The organism is Corynebacterium sp. UMB0012 (assembly GCF_030216265.1).
Taxonomy (GTDB): Bacteria; Actinomycetota; Actinomycetes; order Mycobacteriales; family Mycobacteriaceae; genus Corynebacterium.
The window spans coordinates 1-21,224 of record NZ_JASOKQ010000023.1 but is presented as its reverse complement, the minus strand read 5'-3'; the positions used below and the strand labels follow the sequence as shown (position 1 = coordinate 21,224).

The 21,224-nt window shown below is 57.6% G+C and carries 19 protein-coding genes; 4 read left to right on the top strand and 15 right to left on the bottom strand.

Annotation, left to right across the window (positions count from 1 at the left end; all coding sequences use genetic code 11):
- Positions 1-8 precede the first annotated feature (8 nt).
- From argC to uvrA, 10 genes are all read right to left on the bottom strand, one after another.
- Complete coding sequence (gene argC / locus QP324_RS10060) at positions 9-1,052, bottom strand: N-acetyl-gamma-glutamyl-phosphate reductase (RefSeq protein WP_284815953.1); 1,044 nt, start codon at positions 1,050-1,052, stop codon at positions 9-11.
- Positions 1,053-1,198: 146 nt separating this feature from the next.
- Positions 1,199-3,712, bottom strand: coding sequence for a phenylalanine--tRNA ligase subunit beta (gene pheT / locus QP324_RS10055; RefSeq protein ID WP_284815952.1), 2,514 nt, complete (start codon positions 3,710-3,712; stop codon positions 1,199-1,201).
- Positions 3,713-3,736: 24 nt separating this feature from the next.
- On the bottom strand, positions 3,737-4,783 hold the full coding sequence (pheS, locus tag QP324_RS10050; RefSeq protein ID WP_005327862.1) for a phenylalanine--tRNA ligase subunit alpha: 1,047 nt from the start codon (positions 4,781-4,783) through the stop codon (positions 3,737-3,739).
- A 103-nt stretch (positions 4,784-4,886) separates the two neighbouring features.
- Positions 4,887-5,690 (bottom strand): RNA methyltransferase, encoded by an 804-nt coding sequence (locus QP324_RS10045; protein WP_239279288.1) that lies wholly within the window; start codon positions 5,688-5,690, stop codon positions 4,887-4,889.
- Positions 5,691-5,797: 107 nt separating this feature from the next.
- Positions 5,798-6,250 (bottom strand): TM2 domain-containing protein, encoded by a 453-nt coding sequence (locus QP324_RS10040; protein ID WP_239279287.1) that lies wholly within the window; start codon positions 6,248-6,250, stop codon positions 5,798-5,800.
- A gap of 151 nt (positions 6,251-6,401) precedes the next feature.
- Positions 6,402-6,785 carry a 50S ribosomal protein L20 gene (gene rplT / locus QP324_RS10035; protein ID WP_005323264.1) on the bottom strand — a complete coding sequence of 128 codons (384 nt, stop codon included), beginning with the start codon at positions 6,783-6,785 and terminating at the stop codon, positions 6,402-6,404.
- 55 nt (positions 6,786-6,840) lie between these two features.
- The gene (gene rpmI / locus QP324_RS10030) at positions 6,841-7,035 is read right to left on the bottom strand and encodes a 50S ribosomal protein L35 (protein ID WP_005323265.1); all 195 of its coding nucleotides are present in this window, start codon (positions 7,033-7,035) and stop codon (positions 6,841-6,843) included.
- Positions 7,036-7,071: 36 nt separating this feature from the next.
- Positions 7,072-7,593: a translation initiation factor IF-3 gene (gene infC / locus QP324_RS10025; protein WP_080970442.1), complete on the bottom strand. Its 522-nt coding sequence runs from the start codon at positions 7,591-7,593 to the stop codon at positions 7,072-7,074.
- 270 nt (positions 7,594-7,863) lie between these two features.
- Complete coding sequence (locus tag QP324_RS10020) at positions 7,864-8,712, bottom strand: hypothetical protein (RefSeq protein WP_239279286.1); 849 nt, start codon at positions 8,710-8,712, stop codon at positions 7,864-7,866.
- A 7-nt stretch (positions 8,713-8,719) separates the two neighbouring features.
- Positions 8,720-11,560 carry an excinuclease ABC subunit UvrA gene (gene uvrA, locus QP324_RS10015; protein ID WP_239279285.1) on the bottom strand — a complete coding sequence of 947 codons (2,841 nt, stop codon included), beginning with the start codon at positions 11,558-11,560 and terminating at the stop codon, positions 8,720-8,722.
- Between the two features lie 65 nt (positions 11,561-11,625).
- Between uvrA and QP324_RS10010 the strand changes: the two genes are divergently transcribed.
- The 4 genes from QP324_RS10010 (at position 11,626) to QP324_RS09995 (ending at position 16,748) form a co-directional block, all read left to right on the top strand.
- The gene (locus QP324_RS10010) at positions 11,626-12,228 is read left to right on the top strand and encodes an MBL fold metallo-hydrolase (RefSeq protein WP_239279284.1); all 603 of its coding nucleotides are present in this window, start codon (positions 11,626-11,628) and stop codon (positions 12,226-12,228) included.
- A 78-nt stretch (positions 12,229-12,306) separates the two neighbouring features.
- Entirely contained in the window at positions 12,307-13,323 is a 1,017-nt protein-coding gene (locus QP324_RS10005; protein WP_239279283.1) for a DoxX family protein, read from the top strand.
- A gap of 162 nt (positions 13,324-13,485) precedes the next feature.
- Complete coding sequence (locus QP324_RS10000) at positions 13,486-15,711, top strand: UvrD-helicase domain-containing protein (protein WP_284815951.1); 2,226 nt, start codon at positions 13,486-13,488, stop codon at positions 15,709-15,711.
- 20 nt (positions 15,712-15,731) lie between these two features.
- Positions 15,732-16,748, top strand: a complete 1,017-nt coding sequence (locus QP324_RS09995) for an App1 family protein (RefSeq protein WP_284815950.1) — start codon at positions 15,732-15,734, stop codon at positions 16,746-16,748.
- 70 nt (positions 16,749-16,818) lie between these two features.
- Here QP324_RS09995 and QP324_RS09990 read toward each other — a convergent pair whose 3' ends face one another.
- From QP324_RS09990 to coaE, 5 genes are all read right to left on the bottom strand, one after another.
- Positions 16,819-17,259: a universal stress protein gene (locus tag QP324_RS09990; RefSeq protein WP_239279280.1), complete on the bottom strand. Its 441-nt coding sequence runs from the start codon at positions 17,257-17,259 to the stop codon at positions 16,819-16,821.
- Positions 17,260-17,342: 83 nt separating this feature from the next.
- On the bottom strand, positions 17,343-17,795 hold the full coding sequence (locus tag QP324_RS09985; protein WP_239279279.1) for a universal stress protein: 453 nt from the start codon (positions 17,793-17,795) through the stop codon (positions 17,343-17,345).
- A gap of 129 nt (positions 17,796-17,924) precedes the next feature.
- Positions 17,925-20,018: an excinuclease ABC subunit UvrB gene (uvrB, locus tag QP324_RS09980; RefSeq protein ID WP_284766189.1), complete on the bottom strand. Its 2,094-nt coding sequence runs from the start codon at positions 20,016-20,018 to the stop codon at positions 17,925-17,927.
- Between the two features lie 40 nt (positions 20,019-20,058).
- On the bottom strand, positions 20,059-20,421 hold the full coding sequence (locus tag QP324_RS09975; RefSeq protein WP_284791286.1) for a DUF4259 domain-containing protein: 363 nt from the start codon (positions 20,419-20,421) through the stop codon (positions 20,059-20,061).
- Between the two features lie 90 nt (positions 20,422-20,511).
- On the bottom strand, positions 20,512-21,111 hold the full coding sequence (gene coaE / locus QP324_RS09970) for a dephospho-CoA kinase (RefSeq protein ID WP_284815949.1): 600 nt from the start codon (positions 21,109-21,111) through the stop codon (positions 20,512-20,514).
- Between the last annotated feature and the right edge of the window lie 113 nt (positions 21,112-21,224).

The window sequence follows — 21,224 nt, the reverse complement described above, 5'->3', positions numbered from 1 at the left end:
TCCTAGTGTTATGGGGCTACGGCCGCTTGCGGCAGGCCCGAGGTTTCATCCCAGTCAAGTGCCAGGTTCATGCATTGCAACGCGGCGCCAGCCGTTCCCTTGCACAGGTTGTCTAGCGCTGATGTGACAACGAGCCGTCGGGCGCGTTCGTCCACGTGAGCTTGGATATGGACCATGTTGGTGCCCACGACGTTCTGGGTTTCGGGTTGCTGCCCGGTGGGAAGGACGTAGCAAAAGGGCTCTTGGGCATAAAGGTCGCGGAATGCTGTCTCCACGTCACGCTTGCCGACGCCCCCTTTAAGCCCCGCCGTAGTCGTAGCCAAAATCCCACGGGGCAAGGGCGCGAGAACAGGTGTAAAGCTAACGGAGAGCTCCTCCTTGGCAAAAGGCTGCAGGTTTTGCAGGATCTCTGGGGTGTGCCGGTGCGTCCCACCAGGCTTATATGCTTTTAGGTTTCCCATGGTCTCCGCGCCAAGCTGCGCTACAGAAGGTTTCTTCCCGGCACCAGAGACTCCGGTAATAGCAATGACCGAAAGGTTCGGCTCAACGAGCTCGTGCGCCACGGCCGGCAGAACCCCAAGGGTGACCGCCGTGGGGAAACATCCTGGAACTGCCACCCGGTTAGTACGGCGCAGCGCTTCCCTGTTGCCGGGCACCTCCGGAATTCCATAGGGCCAGCTTCCGGCATAGTCGCCGCCGTAGAAGGCATCCCAGTCGGACTTGCTACGAAGGCGAAAATCGGCTGCACAATCAATCACGGTGATCTGCTGGCCTAGTTGTTGGGCGATGTCAGCAGAGTGCCCGTGCGGTAGACCCAGGAAAACAATGTCGTGCCCACGGAGCTTTTCAACGGTCGTCTCTTCAATAACGCGACCCGCCAACTGAGGCAGGTGCGGCATGAGCTCACCTACCGTCTTCCCGGCGGTGGAATGTGCTGTGAGCGCGCCAATGCGCAGGCGCCCACAAAGATAGGCCGGGTGAGATAGCAACAAGCGAAGGAGCTCGCTTCCCGCGTATCCGGTGGCGCCTGCTATTGCTACTGAAATCGTCATAAGCGAGACTATAGCAATAAATACACTCGGCCGTATGTTATTCACACAAAAAGTGGAAATACCCTGGTTATTGCATCTCCAATAATGAAAAAATGTATGAAAAAGGGGCGGTGAGCTAAATCTCACCGCCCCTTCCTAGGGCCTAGCTATGCGCGCATCTCTGCGCCCAAGCGCTGCTTAGCCAGTTCTGCTGCCGCCGTGCGGTGCTCGTTGACTTCCTCATCGGTCAACGTGCGATCCGCTGCACGGAAGAGAAGCTGGAAGGCCAAGGACTTCTTGCCCTCGCCCAACTGCTCACCACGGAAAATGTCGAAGAGCTCAACGGACTCGATAAGCTCGCCCGCCCCCTCTTCCACAGTGGCGCGCACGCGCTCTGCTGGGACGTCTTCATCCACCACGAGCGCAATGTCCTGGTGCAACGCTGGGAAGGAGGACAGTACCGGCGCAGGGAACTTCTCTTCCAATGGCATAGCGGTAACGTCCAGCTCCATGGCGCAAGTACGTGCCGGCAGGTTCAGCGCTTCCAGAACCTGCGGGTGAAGCTCACCGGCATGGCCCAGAACCACATCGGTACCAGCCACCTTCACAGCAGCACAACGGCCTGGATGCCAGGGCAGAACCTGCGCTGCCTCCAGCTCGATATCCACACCGGCGGCGCGGGCGACCTGGCGGGCGGATTCGATAGCGTCGGCGTAGCTATATGCGCGCCCTTCGCCCCACGGGCCCTCATGCTCAATATTGCCGGTGGCCACCGTTGCAACGTGCAACGGCTGCTCAGGAAGGGTATCCAGAAGTTCGGAAACCACCTGCTCAGAAGGTCGTTGCTCTACGGAAGGCATGGGCGATGCCTCAGCGCGCTTAAACGCCACCTGCTGCAGCCCGTACAGAGCAAGGTCGCTGCGGCCGCGAGCAACATTACGCCCGATGGCCTCCAGCATGTTCGGGAGCAGAGTCGTGGACAAGATGGCCTTATCTGCCTCAAGCGGATTCTGCACCTCTACGGTGCGGCGGCGAGGATCATCCTTGTCTAGGCCCCACACATCAAAGGTGTCGTTCGCCACGAACGGGGCCGGCAATACCTCTGCATAACCGGCATAGGCCAAGCCGTGACCAATAGCGCGGCGACGCTTCTGCGCTGGGGTGAGACCGCGACCGCCGGCCGGAGTAGGCAAAACGGTAGGAATGTCCTCCAAGCCCTCAAGACGTAGGACTTCCTCAATGAGGTCAACATCCATAGAGATATCGGTGCGCCACGATGCAGGCGTTACCTGCAGCATGTCGCCCTCCTCGGCTACTGCGCAGCCGACTTCCTCGAGACGGGAAATCACAGTCTCACGGGAGTAGTCAACGCCGGCATACTCGCTAGCCTTTGCGGTGCGCAGGGCAATGGGCTCGCGCTTGGCGACGTCCCCGATTAGCGTCCGGCCTTCCTCAATGGTGCCGCCCGCCAGCTGCTGCAAGAGCGCACATGCAGTGTCTAGAGCGACCTCGACGACCGCTGGATCCACGCCACGCTCAAAGCGGCGGGAGGACTCGGACGACAACTTATGGCGGCGCGAGGTGCGCGCCACGGTGATCGGATCCCAGATAGCGGATTCGAAGACAACATCAGTGGTCTCCGCCGAGATTTCGGAGGTAGTACCGCCCATGACACCGGCCAGGGACTGGATGCCATTGTCATCGCAGATGACCACGTCTTCTGCAGAAAGCTCACGCTTTACGTGATCCAGAGTCTCGAACTTCTCACCCTCCTCCGCGTTACGGACAACAAGGTTTCCTTGGATCACGTTAGCGTCAAAGGCATGCATCGGGGTGCCCAACAGCAACATCACATAGTTTGTAATGTCCGTAGGCAGGTTCACGCTGCGCTGGCCGCAGAGCATGAGCTCGCGCTCCAGCCAGAACGGGGTACGCGCCCGCGGGTCTATACCGCTGACTTTGCGGAGGCCGAAACGCTGCGCCTTGGTCGCGGGGTCTAGAGTGACGTCGATAAGCGAGCCCTGCGCCGCCGGAACAGCAGATGTATCAATTCCAGCAACCGACGGATCCTCGGCAATATCGGCAAATTCTAGATCGAAAGCGGAGGCAATCTCACGGCTCAAACCGCGCGCGGATAGGGCGTAGCCGCGATCCGGGGTGATGTTGACATCAAAATCGGTATCGTGCAGCCCAATAATCGGGCGAGCATCCTCACCTACTTTGTCGGCGACGTCATCGCCCAAGACGATGATGCCGTTGGCCTGCGCGCCCAAACCGAGCTCAGCGCCGGAGCACAGCATGCCATTGGAGATGTGATCGTAGGTCTCGCGAGCCGCAATTTTAAAGCCACCTGGCAGTTCCGAGCCCGGAAGCGCCACAACGACATAGTCATTCAAACGGAAATTACGAGCACCGCAAATGATGCCCTGCAGCTCGCCGGTCCCATTAGCCTGGCCAACATTCACCTGGCAGTAGCGGATGGGCTTTTTGAACTGAGTAAGTTCCTCGATCTCTACCACCTGGCCGATGACCAGCGGACCGGTGCTCTCCGGAACAGCAGCATAACCTTCGGTTTCAAAACCGACGCGCACGAATCCGGAGTCCATATCAGCAGCGGAAACGTTCCAACCAGGGTTCTTAGCGCCCAGGATGCGGGTGACCCAGTCTTGGGAAATAAGCATTAGTGTGTCTATCCTTTCTGGGTTTTAAGCCTGCACGCCAAACGGCAGGGTGAAGCGGACATCGCCTTCGACCATGTCGCGCATATCGGTCAAGCCATTGCGGAACTGCAGCGTGCGCTCGAGGCCCATACCGAAGGCAAAGCCCGTGTATTCCTCTGGGTCAACACCAACGGCGCGCAGCACATTGGGATTCACCATGCCGCAGCCGCCCCACTCGATCCAACCGGCGCCGCCCTTCTTATTCGGGAACCACACATCAACCTCGGCAGAAGGCTCAGTGAATGGGAAGTAATTCACGCGCATGCGCGTCGTGGTCTCCGGACCAAACAGCACCTTGGCCAAGTGCTCAAGGGTGCCGCGCAGGTGAGCCATGGTCAAGCCCTTATCCACGGCCAAACCCTCTACCTGGTGGAAAACCGGGGTATGGGTGGCATCCAGTTCGTCGGTGCGGAATACGCGACCTGGGCAAGCGATATACAGCGGCACATCGCGCTCCAGCATCGTGCGCACCTGTACCGGAGAGGTGTGCGTGCGTAGCACCTGCTTAGAGCCCTCGCCGGAGACGTGGAACGTATCCTGCAGGGTACGCGCTGGGTGATCCGGCTTAAAGTTCAAAGCGTCGAAGTTAAAGTACTCCGCCTCAACCTCGGGGCCATCCGCGATTTCCCAGCCCATGCCGACGAAAATATCCGCAATGCGTTCCGACAATGCGGTAATCGGGTGAAGCGCACCAGTCTGGGTGCGAGTGGTAGGAATCGTCACATCTACGGTCTCTGCTCGCAACTGCTCCTCGCGGGCCTTTTGCTCCAAGACGTCCTTAACCTGGGCAAAGCGCTTTTCCATCTTCCCGCGGGCCATGTTGACAGCCTTGCCAGCGCTCTTGCGCTGATCCTTGGGCAACTGCCCCAAAGACTGGCGCGCCTGCGGAATATAGCCGCCATCTCCTAGGTGCTCGCGGCGGGCTGCAGCAAGCTCATCGAGCGTTTCGGCTGCGTCGAAGGCTGCGATAGCCTTATCGGCCGCGGCCCCGAGAGCCTCTTCGGTCAATTCGATCTGCGGTGTATCGGACACGTACTTCGTACCTTCTTCTCGCGCGAAAACTAACGCGTGCAATCTTACTCTGTCCCGGCCAGTCCAACCGCCCCAGGGACCCCCTTTTCATTCGGGGTTCTGCTTAGCTGTGCTCTTGGGCCTTTGCTGACTCATAGAGACAGATACTTGCGGCGGTCGCTAGGTTGAGTGACTCTGCGCGCCCGCGTAGCGGAATACGCACCCGCATGTCGGCTTCTTCCAGTAGCTCCCCCAACCCATGGGCCTCGTTGCCAAAAAGCCACGCCGTTGGCTGTGATAGATCTGCCTCTGCGAGGTCTACTTCCCCATCGGCGGCCGTCGCCACAATCTGCATGCCCGATTTACGCAGCTGCCCCAAAACGTCTTTGATATTGGGATCCCGCGCTACCGGGACATGAAAGAGCGAACCGGCCGAAGCGCGCGCTACCTTGCAGCTGAGGGGATCGACCGTCTCGCCCGCAAAAATTACTCCATCTGCGCCCATGGCGTCGGAAGTTCTAATCAACGTGCCTGCATTGCCCGGCTCCGAGGTGAGCACGGGAACAGAAACCAAACTTGGCTTGCCGTTAAGGATCTTACCCGCGGACCACAGCACTGGCTTGCATAGCGCGAAAAGCCCCGTGGTGGTGGCGGTATCAGATAAATGCTTAGCCGCCCTATCGGTGATGGGATGTACGTAGACCCCCATGTATCCACACGCGGTAATAATGTCACCGAAGCGCTCTGCTGCCTTTTCAGTGACGAAAACATCGACAGCAGCGCCGGTAGACACTGCGGCATCTACGGCGTTTTCTCCCTCAATCAGGAATTGCTTCGCCTTCTTCCGGTTAGCCGCACGGTGCAGCTTGGCTGCGTTAACAATGCGCGGAGTGCGTTCAGTAAAGGCAGAGTCAAAATCCAAATTCATGGCTCCTACCCTACCTACTAGTTGCCCATTCCCAGACTCAGCCCCAGATGCGTAGGCAAAACAAAAATCCTGTTGCCGGTAGGGCAACAGGATCACAATGTTCGGTGCTACTTAGCTAGTGGCACGCCGCGGGCGTCCTTATCGTAATCACCGGCGCCGGCAATGATCATGATGAACTCAATGAAGACCCAGATTCCGACGATGGCCCAAAACGCGAATCCGAGCAAGAACCAGAAAGTAGCCCAGCCCAAGATATTAAGCACCAGCTGCGCTACGCCGAAGGTCGTGCGGCCGGTATAGAAGTTATGCGCGCCAAAGGAGCCCAAGAAGAAGCACAGAAGCAAAGTAGCGATCCAAGACTTTTGCTGTCCCTGCGCCACATACTGCTGCTGCACCGGATAGGAACCCATATTCGGTTGTGGTGCATAGCCTTGGTTGTATTGCGGCTGGTAACCGGCCTGCTGGTTATAAGGGTTGTACTGCTGGCCCTGGTTGTTGTCATAGGACTGGCCAGAATACTCGCCGTTTTCTGGCTGGTAGCCACCATTTGGGTTTGTCACAGGCAATCTGCTCCTCGGTCTCGGGGTCACTCGGGGTCTGGACTCAATGTAACATGCGAGTCCGAGATCACTGGACAGATAGATGCAAAACGAACAAAGCCCGCTTCGCCCGGCACATAAGCCGGAGAAACGGGCGTTGTATTCCTAGTAACTAGGCAGCCTTAGGAGCGTTAACGTCCTCGGGCAGGGCAGCCTTAGCAGCCTCGCACAGTGCGGAGAATGCCTCGAAGTCATTGACAGCAAGCTCAGCCAGGATCTTGCGGTCAACCTCGATCTCAGCCAGGCGCAGGCCGTGGATGAGACGGTTGTAAGTGATGTCGTTCATGCGGGCAGCAGCGTTGATGCGCTGGATCCACAGCTTACGGAACTCAGACTTACGAGCGCGACGATCGCGGTAAGCGTAAGTCATGGAGTGCAGCCACTGCTCCTTCGCCTTACGGTACAGGCGGGAACGCTGGCCGCGGTAGCCCTTAGCGGACTTCAGAATCGCGCGACGCTTCTTCTTTGCGTTAACTGAGCGCTTTACTCGTGCCACAGTGATACTTCCTTAATTCAGATTGTGATGGCGGATGTGGGTTGATTCGGCGCTATTATGCGCGGCCGAGCAGGCGCTTGACGCGCTTGGTGTCAGGCTGTGCGACTGCCTCGGTGCCCTTCAGGCGACGGGTACGCTTGGACGGCTTGCCCTCCAGCAGGTGGCGGCGGCCAGCCTGCTCACGGCGCAGCTTGCCGGAACCGGTCACCTTGATACGCTTTGCGGTGCCCTTGTGGGTCTTCTGCTTCATGAGTATTAAGTCCTTAAATCCTACGTGGAATCTGGTCTACTTCTTGCCCTTGCGAACCGGACCCAAAACCATGGTCATATTGCGACCATCCTGCTTGGGGCGGGACTCAACAACGCCAACTTCAGCGACGTCATCGGCCAAACGCTCCAAGAGGCGGAAACCCAGCTCCGGACGCGATTGCTCACGACCACGGAACATGATGGTCACCTTGACCTTGGATCCCTTCTCGAGGAAGCGAACTACGTTACCCTTCTTGGTCTCATAATCGTGATCATCGATCTTCGGGCGGAACTTCTGTTCCTTAACCACGGTCTGCTGCTGGTTCTTACGGGCTTCGCGAGCCTTCTGAGCCTGCTCGTACTTGAACTTGCCGTAGTCCATGATCTTGGCCACTGGGGGCTTTGCCTTCGGGGCTACCTCAACCAAGTCAAGGTCAGCCTCGTACGCAAGCTTGCGAGCATCATCGGTACGGACGATGCCCACCTGTTCACCACCGGGGCCTACCAAACGGACCTCGGGTACTCGGATACGCTCATTGATGCGAGCTTCAGCGCTGATTGTGGTTCTCCTCGATTAGGGGGTGTATGAGTAAGTAGTTCACCTACCGGGACCACAAACGAATCAAACCCGGTCTGCCAAAGACAGCCGGGAGTTCTCACAGTGCCAAGCACAAGTGCTTGGTTACCTTTACCTTTATCCTACGAACCATGTTCGCGGCATCGGGTGGGAGAGACTCCGCTTGTGACCCACGAACCTCGAAAAGGCGTCATGGGCGGTAGTGGCTTTGAGGATAGCAGCTTCTACCCTTTCCACCAAATCGCAACTCGCCTAGCGATCCTTGCATTGGGCTGCTGGCTCAATGTTTCCCTTCTCTACCTCAGCATCAACAATGTCGACCAGCTGATATGCAAGGTCCTTTACTGCAGGTTCGGCTTTGGCATAGTCCTCGCCATCGGTAACCACAGATAACGCGACGCCGACGCGCTTGCCAGCAACCTCATGAACGCCAAATTGGCGGTAGGTGTACTCATTGTTGCCCTCGTCCAAGCCCCAGCCGCTCTTGGCGCGGGTTCGCTTCTCTTTCGACAGACCAATCTTCTGCCAAGCCACAATGTCTTTGAGCACCTTGTGGACGTAGTCCGCCTCCTCAATGCAGGGCAATTCAGCACCGAAGACTGCTTGGTCTTTCAATGACCACGTGGAGTAGCCGAAGGCGGTGTCATGGATATCCGCGTGCGATCCATAGTCTTCGAGCAATTCCTCGACTGCCTTATCGGCGGAGCCTTCGCGCCATTGCACCTGGGACCACAATGAGTAGGCGGCATCGTTATCGGATTCCTTGATTGCCAAGTCAACCAGGCTTTTATCCGCGCCGTCTTTCAGCGCCGCGATGGCGATTGGCACCTTAATGGTGGACCAGACAGGGCCCTTGCCCTTATCGCCCACCGCAATGGTGTCATCGCCGGCCGAAATAGCGCCCCCCACCTTGGCGTGGTACTTCCTCGCGGTCTTGTCCACTGCGTGGTCAAGCTGAGTGCGCACTGAGTCCGGGTTGGGTGCCGGAGAGCTAGTCGACGGCGCAGGGACGTTCTCGGTTTCAGGATCGCTAGAGCAGGCGCTCACCGTAAACAGAGTGAGCGCTGCCAGCAGGCTGACGCCGAGGCAGTAACTATTCACAGTGTCCCTACTTCAACATGTCCTTTAGGTACTTTCCGGTATAGGAGCCTTCCACCTGCGCGACATCTTCCGGGGTGCCCTGCGCGACTACGGTGCCACCGCCGGCGCCACCTTCCGGCCCCATATCCACGATCCAGTCCGCAGCCTTGATGACATCGAGGTTGTGCTCAATGACAAGCACCGAATTGCCCTTGTCTACAAGGCCTTGGATAACCAACATCAACTTGCGAATGTCCTCAAAGTGCAGACCAGTGGTCGGCTCGTCCAAGATGTAGATAGTCCTACCGTTGGTGCGCTTTTGCAGCTCCGAGGCGAGCTTAACGCGTTGCGCCTCACCGCCCGAAAGCGTGGTAGCGGCTTGGCCAAGGCGAACGTAGCCCAACCCGACGTCGACAAGCGTGGCAAGGTAGCGGTGAATCGAGTTGATGGGCTCGAAGAAGTCCGCTGCCTCAGAAATCGGCATGTCGAGAACCTCGGCAATATTCTTGCCCTTGTAGTGCACCTCCAGGGTCTCGCGGTTATAGCGAGCGCCCTCACACACCTCACACGGAACATACACGTCCGGTAGGAAGTTCATCTCGATCTTGATGGTGCCATCGCCTTGGCATGCCTCGCAGCGCCCACCCTTGACGTTGAAGGAGAAGCGGCCGGCCTTGTAGCCGCGAACCTTGGCCTCCTGGGTTTCGGCAAAAAGGTTTCGGATCTTGTCAAAGACGCCCGTGTAGGTCGCTGGGTTGGAGCGCGGGGTACGGCCAATCGGGCTCTGGTCCACCTGGACCAACTTATCTAGGTGCTCCACGCCCTCGACGCGCTTGGCACGGCCGGGGACCTGGCGGGCGCGGTTGAGCTTATTGGCCAAAGTCTTAGCCAAAATCTCATTAACCACGGTGGATTTACCAGAGCCGGAAACGCCGGTAATGCACACCAACACTCCCAGCGGGATTTCGACGTTAATGCCCTTGAGGTTATTCTCACGCGCGCCCACGACTTTCAAGGTGCGATCCTTGTCAATCTCGCGGCGGTGATCCGGGACGGCGAGCACCTTTTTGCCAGATAGATACTGGCCAGTCAGGGACTCCTCTACCCTTTCAATTCCCGCCGGTTCGCCTTGATAGACCACCTCGCCGCCATATTCACCGGCGCGCGGGCCCACATCAACAAGCCAATCGGACTCCCGAATGGTGTCTTCATCATGCTCTACCACGATGAGGGTGTTGCCAATATCGCGCAAACGCTGCAGGGTCTTAATAAGGCGCTGGTTATCGCGTTGGTGCAACCCAATGGAAGGCTCATCGAGCACGTACAGAACGCCGGCCAAACCGGAACCAATCTGCGTGGCTAGGCGAATGCGCTGCGCCTCGCCGCCCGAAAGCGTGGACGCACCGCGATCCAGGGTCAGGTAATTCAGACCGACGTCCAGAAGGAAGCGCAACCGAGCCTGGGTTTCCTTGAGTACTGCACCGGCAATGATTTCCTCGCGGTGCCCCAGCACCAAGGAGTCCAGGAATTCAGAGGCATCTTCAATCGAAAGCGCACACAGCCCCGCAATGGACTGCTCACCGTGTGTAGTAGAGGCCAAGCGGACGGCCAAGATCTCCGGCTTCAAGCGGGTACCTTTACAGGTGCTGCACGGCACGCGGCGGGTGTACTGCAGCAGGCGGTCCTTTTGGGACTGAGAATCAGTCGTTTCCAGTTTGCGGTGAATGAAACCGGTGGCACCCTCAAACGGCGCGGTCCAATTGCGTTGGCGCCCATAGCGGTTCTTGTAGCGAACCTGCACCTCCTCATCCGTGCCATAGATGAGCGCATGGCGCTGCTCCTTGGTCAATTCGCTCACTGGGGTCTTAGGGTCAAAGCCCATTGCCTTGCCCAGCCCCTCCACTAGCTTGACAAAGTAACGGGAGTTGGGACTGGAGTGCCACGGCTGGATCGCGTCCACCGCTGGAGCATCCGGATCCGGAATAAGCAGGTCAACATCGACTTCCAGCTTGGTGCCCAAACCATCACACACCGGGCAAGAACCAAACGGGGCATTGAAGGAGAAAGCACGGGGCTCATACTCTTCAATGGTCAAAGTGTGGCCATTGGGGCAGGCGGCCTTTTCCGAATACGTGTGGGTGAGCTCTTCCCTATCCACAAACTCGATGGTGACCAGGCCATCCGCTAGGCGCAGAGCCGTTTCCACCGAATCCGTTAAGCGTTGCTTCTGCGAGGCTTTGACCTGCAGGCGGTCAACTACTACCTCAATATTGTGCTTGATCTGCTTCTTGAGCTTGGGAGGATCGCTGAGCTGATGGGTCTCTCCATCCACTCGCACGCGGGAATAACCCTGAGCCGACAGGTCTTGGAAAAGATCCACAAACTCGCCTTTGCGCTTACGCACTACCGGTGCAAGCACCTGGAATTTCAGCTTTTCTTCCAGATCCAGCACCGCATCCACAATCTGCTGCGGCGTTTGGCGCTCAATCACCGCATCGCACTTTGGGCAGTGCGGCGTACCAGCACGGGAAAAGAGCAAGCGCAGGTAGTCGTAGATCTCCGTGATCGTGCCCACCGTAGAACGTGGATTATGGTTGGTGGATTTTTGATCAATGGACACCGCGGGTGACAGGCCATCAATAAATTCCACGTTGGGCTTATCCATCTGCCCTAAGAACATGCGGGCATAAGAGCTCAAGGATTCCACGTAGCGGCGCTGGCCTTCAGCGAAGATGGTGTCAAAGGCAAGTGAAGATTTACCGGAGCCGGATAGGCCGGTAAAAACAACCATTTTATCGCGGGGGATATCGATATCCACGCCCTTGAGGTTGTGCTCGCGGGCACCGCGCACCACCAAACGATCAGCCACTGTGCTCAGACCTCCAGTACTAGGGATTGCAATCTTCCCTCGAATGTACCCGTAGGCTAGGACACATGACTAACGAGCTTCAGCTACATCAGATTTCCGTGTCTGAAATGGACAACAACTGCTACCTCCTCCAGGCGGGCGAAGAGGGCTTGCTTGTCGACGCCGCCGATGACGCCCCTGCAATCCTCAACATGGCCCGCAAAGCCGGCGTGAAAATCACCGCGGTGCTCACTACCCACCGCCACTGGGACCACGTGCGCGCACTCGAGGAGATTTTGTCCGAAACGGGTGCTACTCACTACGCCTCCTTCCTTGATTCCCCCGCCATCCCGGCCAAGGTAGACGTGGAGCTGCGCGAGGGCGATTCCATCGAGTTCGCGGGTCTTCAGCTGCCCGTCATCATCTTGCGCGGCCATACCCCCGGCGGGGCGGCTCTGGTTGCAAGCATCGATGGCGTCACCAACCTCTTCGTAGGCGATTCCCTCTTCCCCGGTGGCCTGGGCAAGACCACGTCTGAGGGTGACTTCGTACGCCTATATAAGGACGTCACCGCGCGCATCTTTGATGAGTTCCCTGACAATACGATTGTGCGCCCGGGACACGGCAAGTCCACGACCTTGGGCGAAGAGCGCCCCAAACTTGGTGACTGGTGGGAACGCCGCTGGTGATCCAATGGCGAATTTCCGCGTACAATGGTCTAGCACACGATAGGTCTAGAACAACGAGCTTAAGGAGCTTTAAGGACTATGATTCGCAAGCTTGCCCGCCCCATGCTGGCATCCGTTTTTGTATGGGAAGGCGTAGACAACCTGCGCAACGCGTCCGAGCACGTGAAGGAAACCGAGGGTTTCCTCAAGACCGTGCGCAAGGCCGTTCCTTCTGAGTACCAGGGCTACATCCCGAATGACCCAGAACTAGTTACCCGCGCCATTGGCGGCGCAAAGGTAGGCGCCGGCTCCACCTTGGCTCTGGGCAAGGCACCGCGCACTTCCGCTGCAGTTCTGGCCGCCGCTACCCTGCCCAACTTGATTGGCAAGAACAACTTCTGGGCTGCGGACAATAAGGAAGACAAGGAATCCCGCCGCAACGGATTCGTTACCAATACCGCTTTGCTCGGCGCCCTGTTTATCGCTACCCAGGACACCGAGGGCAAGCCTTCCCTGCGTTGGCGCGCACAGAAGGCCGGCAAGCGCACGAATAAGAAGATTCAGCAGGCACTGCCTACCAAGTCTGAATCCGAGCAGAAGCGCGAAGAGCTCTCTGCCCGTGCTAACGAGCTGTCTTCCAAGGCCGGCGACTGGATCAATGAGACCTCTGCCAAGGCACAGGCTTATGTAGACGACAACAAGGATGACTGGCAGTCCACCGGCCGCGGTCTGCTGGATACTGCAAAGTCCTATGTTGACGATGCCAAGACCTACGTAGAGGACAACAAGGACGATTGGCAGGAGTCTGGCCGCGGCTTGCTGGGCAACGCCAAGTCCTTCATCGAGGACTCGGTCGACAACGCCAAGACGTACGTTGAAGACAATAAGGGTGACTGGCTCGAGACCGCACAGGCTAATCGCGAGATCGCCCGTACCCGTGCTGTAAAGGCAGCTACCAAGGCTCAGGCACGCGCCGACAAGGCCGTCGCCAAGCTGGACACCGCCCAGTCCAAGCGCGCCAACAAGAAGGCATCCAAGCACGCTGACAAGCTGCAGCAGGAGGCAAATAAGAAGATTGAGGCAGCTATCAAGAAGCTGGAAAAGCGCTCGAAGTAGCCACGACTTCTTCGGCCGAATAACTCGGCGGTGACACACGGCCCAGCCTTATGCTGGGCCGTTGTTCTTTGTCACGGCAGAGTCTAAACTCATCTCTCCCCCTCGCCGGACAGCGTGCCCGGCAGCTTCCTCCCCATCAACGTCCAATTACCAAGGAGTCACGTGAACTCAGCATCCCATAAGCACGCGACGGCTGCAGGTTCCTCGGAGCGCGAAGCCATCGCTACGGAGCAAGATTATGTGGACGGCCTTTTCGCCCGCCTCGACGATGAGGTGGCTGCAGCAAATGAACGGCTCAATGAGGTGCAGGCGGACGTTGATCCCTCCACCCCGGACGCGGATGCTTTGGTGCGCCGCGAAACGGAATACCACGGGCTCCAAGCCAAGCTGGATCGTCTCAATGTGGCCCAGATGGGATTGGTCTTTGGCCGCATCGACATCGACGCCCCAGGTGACAATCCCACTCCGGAAGGCCTAGATCGCCGCTACATCGGCCGCATGGGACTCGATGCGCGTGAAGAGGACTATCGCACGCTACTGCTTGACTGGCGTGCCCCAATGGCACGGCCCTTCTACCTCGCTACTACCGCCCAGCCAGAAGGCGTGCACACCCGCCGCCAAATCCGCACCAAGGGGCGCACCGTCACTGGCATTCATGATGAAGTCCTTGCTGGCCCCGGAGTGCGTGAAGAAGAGGCCGGCGTAGCGAGCGAATCTGCGCTCTATCACGCCATGCAACGGGCCCGTACCGGCCACATGGCCTCAATTGTGGAGACCATTCAGCGGGAGCAGGACGAGATTATCCGCGATAACACCCGCGGCGTGATGGTGGTAGAAGGCGGCCCCGGCACCGGTAAGACCGCAGTGGCGCTACACCGCGTTGCCTATCTGCTCTATACCCACCGCGAGCTGCTTTCTGCCACCGGCGTACTTATCGTGGGCCCCAATAGCAGCTTCTTGGACTATATTTCGCGCGTGCTCCCAGAACTGGGCGAGACCGGCGTGGTGCTCTCCACCATCGGCGGGCTCTTTCCTGGAATTGAGCCGGACCACGAAGAAGACCTCGTGGCTCGGGAAATCAAGGGCAGTGACGCCATGGTGGAAATCCTCTCCACTGCGGTCAAGGACTACCAGTTGCTTCCCGACGCCCCTCGCGAGCTGACCGTCGACGGCCTTACCTTAAGCGTCACACCACACATGGTGAAAAGCGCCCGCACACGTGCACGGCGCTCGCGCAAGCCGCACAATGAGGCGCGTGGTGCCTTCATCGAGCACCTCGTAGAGGACCTTGCCCAGCAAATGGCAGAAAAGGTCGGTGCCGATCCGCTTGGCGGAAAGAATCTCCTGTCGCGCGCCGATATCGATCAATTCCACGATGACCTTGCTGAGGACGCGGCCGTTACTGCCTTGATCGATGAGTTTTGGCCCGAACTACACCCCACCGATGTACTTGCTGCTCTAGTCTCCTCGCGCGAGCGCATCGCTTCTGCCGCGCACGGGTATGACGAGGAAACCCAAGAAGCGCTCTACCGTGCAGAGGGACGAGCATGGACGGATTCGGACGCGGCCTTGCTAGACGAGCTTGCCGTCCTCATCGGCCTGCCCAACCCTGAAGAAAAGAAGGCAGCCGATGACGCCGCGTGGCGCGAGCAGGTGGCGGATGCGGAAGACGCATTGGATATCTTGTCTTCCTCCGAGTCCACAGATAATGACGATGACATGTTTGAAGCAGAAATCCTCTCTGCCCACGATGTCATCGACGCCGAAACCTTGGCGCACCGCCAGGAGGTACGCGATAAGCGCACCACTGCCCAACGCGCACGCGAAGACCATACATGGGCTTATGGTCACATCATCGTGGACGAAGCCCAGGAATTAACGCCTATGGAGTGGCGAATGCTCTTCCGCCGCTGCCCTTCGCGGTGGATGACTTTGGTGGGTGATACCTCCCAGACTGGTTCCCCGGCAGGTGTTGATGACTGGGGCGAGGCCCTCGAGCCCTTTGTAGCTCAGCGCTTTCGTCACCATTTTCTTACCGTCAATTATCGCACCCCGCAGCCCATCACGGAATTGGCCAATGGACTTTTGGAAATGATTAACCCTGACGCCATTCCGGCGACAGCCATCCGCGATGGCGTGCAGGTGCGCCGGCTTGAGCAAGGCGCCTACACCCCTGGAGTACACAGCGAAGAGGACGGCAGGCTCACAGCGGTTATTGACGCCGCCACGGCGGAGCGCTATAAGGGCCTGGAGTTTGATCACGTGGTTGTGCTCGATCCGCAGCGCATCGTGGATGCCTCCCCACAGGGATTGCAGAACCTCTATGTCTGCATCACTCGTGCCACCCAATCGCTCACGCTCGTCGGTGACTGCGGCGAAGTTCTTTAGGCTCCCGTAAGCTTTGTGCCATGGCCTTATCTGACATCATGCGCAAAGCTGAAAGCTCACTAAACTCCTTTACTTTGAAGCGCTCTCAACGGCGTGGATGGCAGCCCCTGATCGTGGGATATACCGGTTATGGCACCACCGATCAGGTGAGAATCTTCGGCCGCGTACTCATGCATGATCCTGATGAAGGCAAGAGGGATACGTGGGGTGAGCGCGGCTACCAGCAGTTTCTTACCATTCAAGTAGGACACCACGACGTTTCGGTAACTATTGGGGAACAGACTGTCACCGGTACCGCCGATCGAAACGGATACATTGACTTACTAGTCCATGAGCACGATTTAGAGCCCGGCTGGCATACGGCAATGATCGAGGCCGCAAACGCGAATGCCGTGGAAGTCCAACTACTTATCGTTGATCCGGCGGCCAAGATCGGCATCGTTAGCGATATCGATGACACGGTGCTTGTCACGTGGCTTCCACGCGCGCTCACCGCGGCGTGGAATTCTTGGGCCAAGCGCCCTAGCAAGCGACAGGCCGTTCCCGGAATGGCCGCATTCTATGCTCAGCTACAACAGCGCTTCCCCCAAGCCCCGGTGTTTTATCTTTCTACGGGCGCTTGGAATACCTTTGGCTCGCTCAAGAAATTCCTGTCTCACCATGGTTTCCCCGCGGGTCCCATGCTGCTGACGGACTGGGGCCCAACGGAAACGGGACTTTTCCGCAGCGGCCAGGAGCACAAGCGTGTTCAGCTGCGCAATCTGCTCATCGCCTACCCGGATATGCAATGGATTCTCATTGGCGATGACGGACAACATGATCCATTGACCTACGGCGATGTGGCTAATGAGCATCCGGACCGGATTCACTCTGTGCTTATCCGCAATCTGAGCCCGCAGGAGCAGTTGCTCTCCCACGGCTCCCTTAGCCCTTTGGCCGATGCCAATGAGGAGGGCCACTTCTCTATCCCCTTGATTCAGGGCGCGAACGGCAACGCCATTGCCGCCGCATTCAACGCTGCACACCCTACGGAGTAAGCTGCGCTTAACGACGAAACCCGCCGTGGTCTTTTCAAAGCAAGACCAAGGCGGGTTTTAATTGCCGTTCTTAGCTGACGGTGTGAACAATCATTACGTCGCAGTCGGACTGGCGAGCAACGTCTGCCGGCACGGAGCCCAGCAGGCGGCCGGTGAGAGAGTTGATGCCGCGGTTGCCCACGATGAGTAGGTCAGCATCGTTGTCGTTGACGATGGACATCAGGGCCTGTACCGGGGTGCCCGGGCGAACAGCGGTTTCGACCTTGGAAGCACCGAACTTCTCAGCGTGTGCCTTAGCGTCCTTGAGGTTTGCCTCGGCCTTCTCATCGCCCAAGATGGTTACGGAATCCTGGCGCAGGGTCTTGGAAGCCTGCTCCTGGTTCTCGTAGTAAGCACAACCGATAATCAGAGTGGAATCGAATGCGGCGGCGATCTTAGCTGCTCGCTCTACAGCGAGGAGAGAAGACTTAGAACCGTCAGTACCGACAACGATCGTGTTGTAGTCGCTCATGATGACCTTTCTTTGTGGGTGTGTACCCAGAGTGTTTATTTAGCCTACAAAGGCTTTACTGCCAGTGTAACAACGAAAAATGTTTAACGTTTCTCGCTGGTATTAACTACGACGACGTCTACCTTTGACTTGTGGGTTAGTTCTGTTGGCACAGAACCGAAGACTCGACCACGAACGGAGTTCACGCCGCGGTTGCCCACCACGAACAGGTCCACATCATAGTCCTGGCCTACCTCCAACAAGGCTTTTACTGGGTCTCCAGATTTGCCTACGACTTCAATGTGTTCCGCACCCTCCGACTCGGCGATACGGGTGGCATTGGTCAGGTAGGTACCGGCCATGTCCTCACTTACAACGGGCAGACCGGCTTCGTCGCCCCGCGGAGCACCAAGCATGGATCCAGCGTGGTTATAAAAGGCTGAAATGATAATCAGCTTGGCGTCGTACGCCCGTGCCATGGACGCCGCAGCGCGGACCGCGCGCAGGGAGGTTTCAGAGCCATCGGTGCCGACGGCAATGTTTTTATAAGTAAGCATTATTCTCCTTGCAGTTGAACTATTTCACAGTGACAACTAAACGGCGCTTCTGGCACTTATCCAGTATAACTAGCGCAGCTCTTGAGAGAAGCACCCGCGGAGCCATTCATCACTTTCAGGGGGAGAAAACTAAATTCCCGCTTCCTTCAATCCACGCAATTCCTTCTTTAGATCAGCGATTTCATCACGTAGTCGACCAGCCAACTCGAATTTGAGCTCGCGCGCGGCAGCCCCCATTTGGGCCGAGAGGTCGTCGATAAGCGCCTGCACCTCATCGGTAGCCATGCTGGAAATATCCCGCTTCTCCACCACTGCAGAGGGATCGGAGTTGGACTCCTCTTCCCCGCCGTCTTCATAGACCTGGTCAAGAATATCGGCAATTTTCTTACGCAAAGGCTGCGGGTCAATGCCGTGTTCCTTGTTATAGGCAATCTGCTTTTCGCGGCGTCGCTCCGTCTCCTCGATTGCCTCTTGCATCGAATCGGTGATTTTATCGGCATACATAATCACCTCGCCAGAGACGTTACGGGCAGCACGGCCAATGGTCTGGATGAGCGAGGTCGTAGAGCGCAAGAAACCTTCCTTGTCCGCATCCAAGATGGCAACGAGCGATACTTCGGGAAGGTCAAGGCCCTCACGCAGAAGGTTAATGCCCACCAGCACATCAAACTCGCCAAGACGCAATTGCCGCAAAAGCTCGACGCGCTGCAAGGTATCGATATCCGAGTGCAAGTAACGCACCTTAATCCCCTGCTCCAGCAGGTAATCGGTGAGGTCTTCTGCCATGCGTTTAGTCAGCGTGGTCACCAGTACTCGCTCTTGCTGCGAAATGCGGGTGCGTACCTCATCGATAAGATCATCAATCTGGCCCTTCGTAGGTTTGACGGTAACCTTCGGATCCACCAGACCAGTTGGGCGAATCACCTGCTCCACGTACTCACCGTCCGAGGACGTAAGTTCAAAGTCGCCAGGGGTGGCAGACATGTAGACGGTTTGTCCCACGCGTTGTTCAAACTCATCGAAGGTCAGCGGGCGGTTATCCACTGCGGAGGGCAGCCGGAAACCGAATTCCACCAGGTTGCGCTTGCGGGACATATCGCCCTCGAACATGCCGCCAATCTGTGGGACAGTGACGTGAGACTCGTCAATAATGGTGAGAAAATCCTCTGGGAAGTAGTCCAGCAGCGTTGCCGGCGCGGAACCGGCTGGGCGGCCATCGACGTGGCGGGAGTAGTTCTCGATGCCGGAGCAAAAACCTACCTGCTCGATCATCTCCAGATCGTATTCGGTGCGCATGCGAAGCCGTTGTGCCTCCAGCAGTTTACCGCGGTTTTCTAGATCTTCCAGGCGCTCGGCCAATTCCTCTTTGATGGCAGCCACAGCTTTTTCCATGCGTTCGGGCCCTGCCACGTAGTGGGTCGCGGGGAAGATGCGCACCTCATCTACTTCCTCGATGACATCACCAGTGACGGGGTGAATGTAGTAAAGGGAATCGATATCATCGCCGAAGAATTCAATGCGCACCGCGCGCTCCTCATAAGCCGGAATGATATCGACCGTGTCACCCTTGGCGCGGAAGGTACCGCGGGTAAATCCCACGTCATTGCGTTCGTATTGGATATCCACCAGCAAACGGAGGAAGCGGTCCCGGTCCAGCTCCTCATCCACGGAAATAATGACCGAACGATCCAAATAGGACTGCGGAGTACCCAAGCCATAAATGCAGGACACGGAGGACACAACCACCACGTCTCGGCGGGACAGCAGCGCCGAGGTGGCCGAGTGGCGCAGACGCTCTACGTCCTCGTTGATGGACGAGTCCTTTTCAATATAGGTATCCGTCTGCGCAATATAAGCCTCTGGCTGGTAGTAGTCATAATAAGACACGAAGTACTCCACCGCGTTATGCGGCAGGAGCTGGCGCAGCTCGTTCGCTAGCTGCGCTGCCAGGGTCTTATTTGGTGCCATCACCAGCGTGGGGCGCTGCTGTTTTTCAATCAACCAAGCGGCAGTAGCGGATTTACCAGTACCGGTAGCACCCATGAGTACTACATCGCGCTCATCGCGGTTGAGGCGTTCGTTGAGCTCTGCAATAGCAGCGGGCTGGTCGCCGGCCGGTTCGTATTCAGAGACAACCTGAAACTCACCTGGGGTGCGCTCGACCTCGCTGACGACGCGGTGCTCGGAATCTGGAATAAGAGGATGTTCAGCAGCAAAAGCCATGCCCACTACTCTACTGCTTATATGGCGCGGCTAGCTATGTTCACGGCAAGGAGTCCTGCGCGGTGCGCAGCCACTCTTCCAGCTCGCCGGTAGTCTCCCACAGCGCATAAACAGAAGACGTCTCTGGACGCATTGCACTATTAATGCGGCGGCGCAGCCAAGCTTTAGACTGCGGCGTATACAGGGGCGCAAGATCCTCGCGGTGAATTCCTTCCGGCAGTGCATCAGCTTTCAGCTTTAACAAAGCACCCAGTGCGATCATGGTTTCCGCGTCATCGGAGTCCATGGGCTCTTCCGAGCATGACTTCTGAAAGGCTTTGAGATCGAAAGAGCCATCACGCAAGCTAGCGAGCAGTTCTCGCGCTGCGTGATTATCAAAAGGCCCTGTATCCCACGTTCCCACGGCGAGTAGCCTAAGACGCGAAAGTTAACGCAACTTCGAAACTGCGTAAACTCTAACCGCCCAATGGTTAAAGTTTGGGTGACTCCGCGCCTACGACTCCGCTTCTAAGCGGTTCATGACCTCGGCTGCACGCGCGCGCAGCTGCTCCAGCGTTCCGTTGTTGTCAATGACGTGCGTGGCTGCGGCTAGTCTCACCTCATCAGGTACCTGCGCTGCTATGCGACGGCGCGCATCCTCCTCTTCCAGCCCGCGTGAAGCAACGAGGCGACGGACGCGCTCTTCAACGGCCACGTCGACCACGATGACGTAGTCCATGTCTTTGTCTAAACTGTTATCCACCAAAAGCGGCATATCGTAAACGGCAAAGTCATAACCTTCTTCACGTGCCTCAGCGAATTGGCGCTGCGTTTCCGCTTGGATGCGTGGATGAGTAATGGAGTTCAACAGTTCGGTATGTTCCTTGTCCGCAAAGGCTCGCCGAGCCAATTCCTTGCGGTTGAGGCTGCCGTCCGACAGCAAAATATCTTCACCAAATGCTGCCGCCAGCTCCGATAGAGCGGGCTTGCCAGGCTTGACGACGTCGCGGGCAATGCCATCGGCGTCAACCACACGCCACCCCCGTACGCGGCAGAGCGTTGCGACTGTTGACTTACCACTGCCAATACCGCCTGTAAGGCCAATGAGTTTCATGGCAGCCACCCTACGCGAAAAGGAACCCCGCCATACTGAACTGCTCCCCATTAGTTGGACTGAGAAATCAGTTTCCGATTAGTGGGGAGTAGTTTTCATTGAGAGCCCGAAGT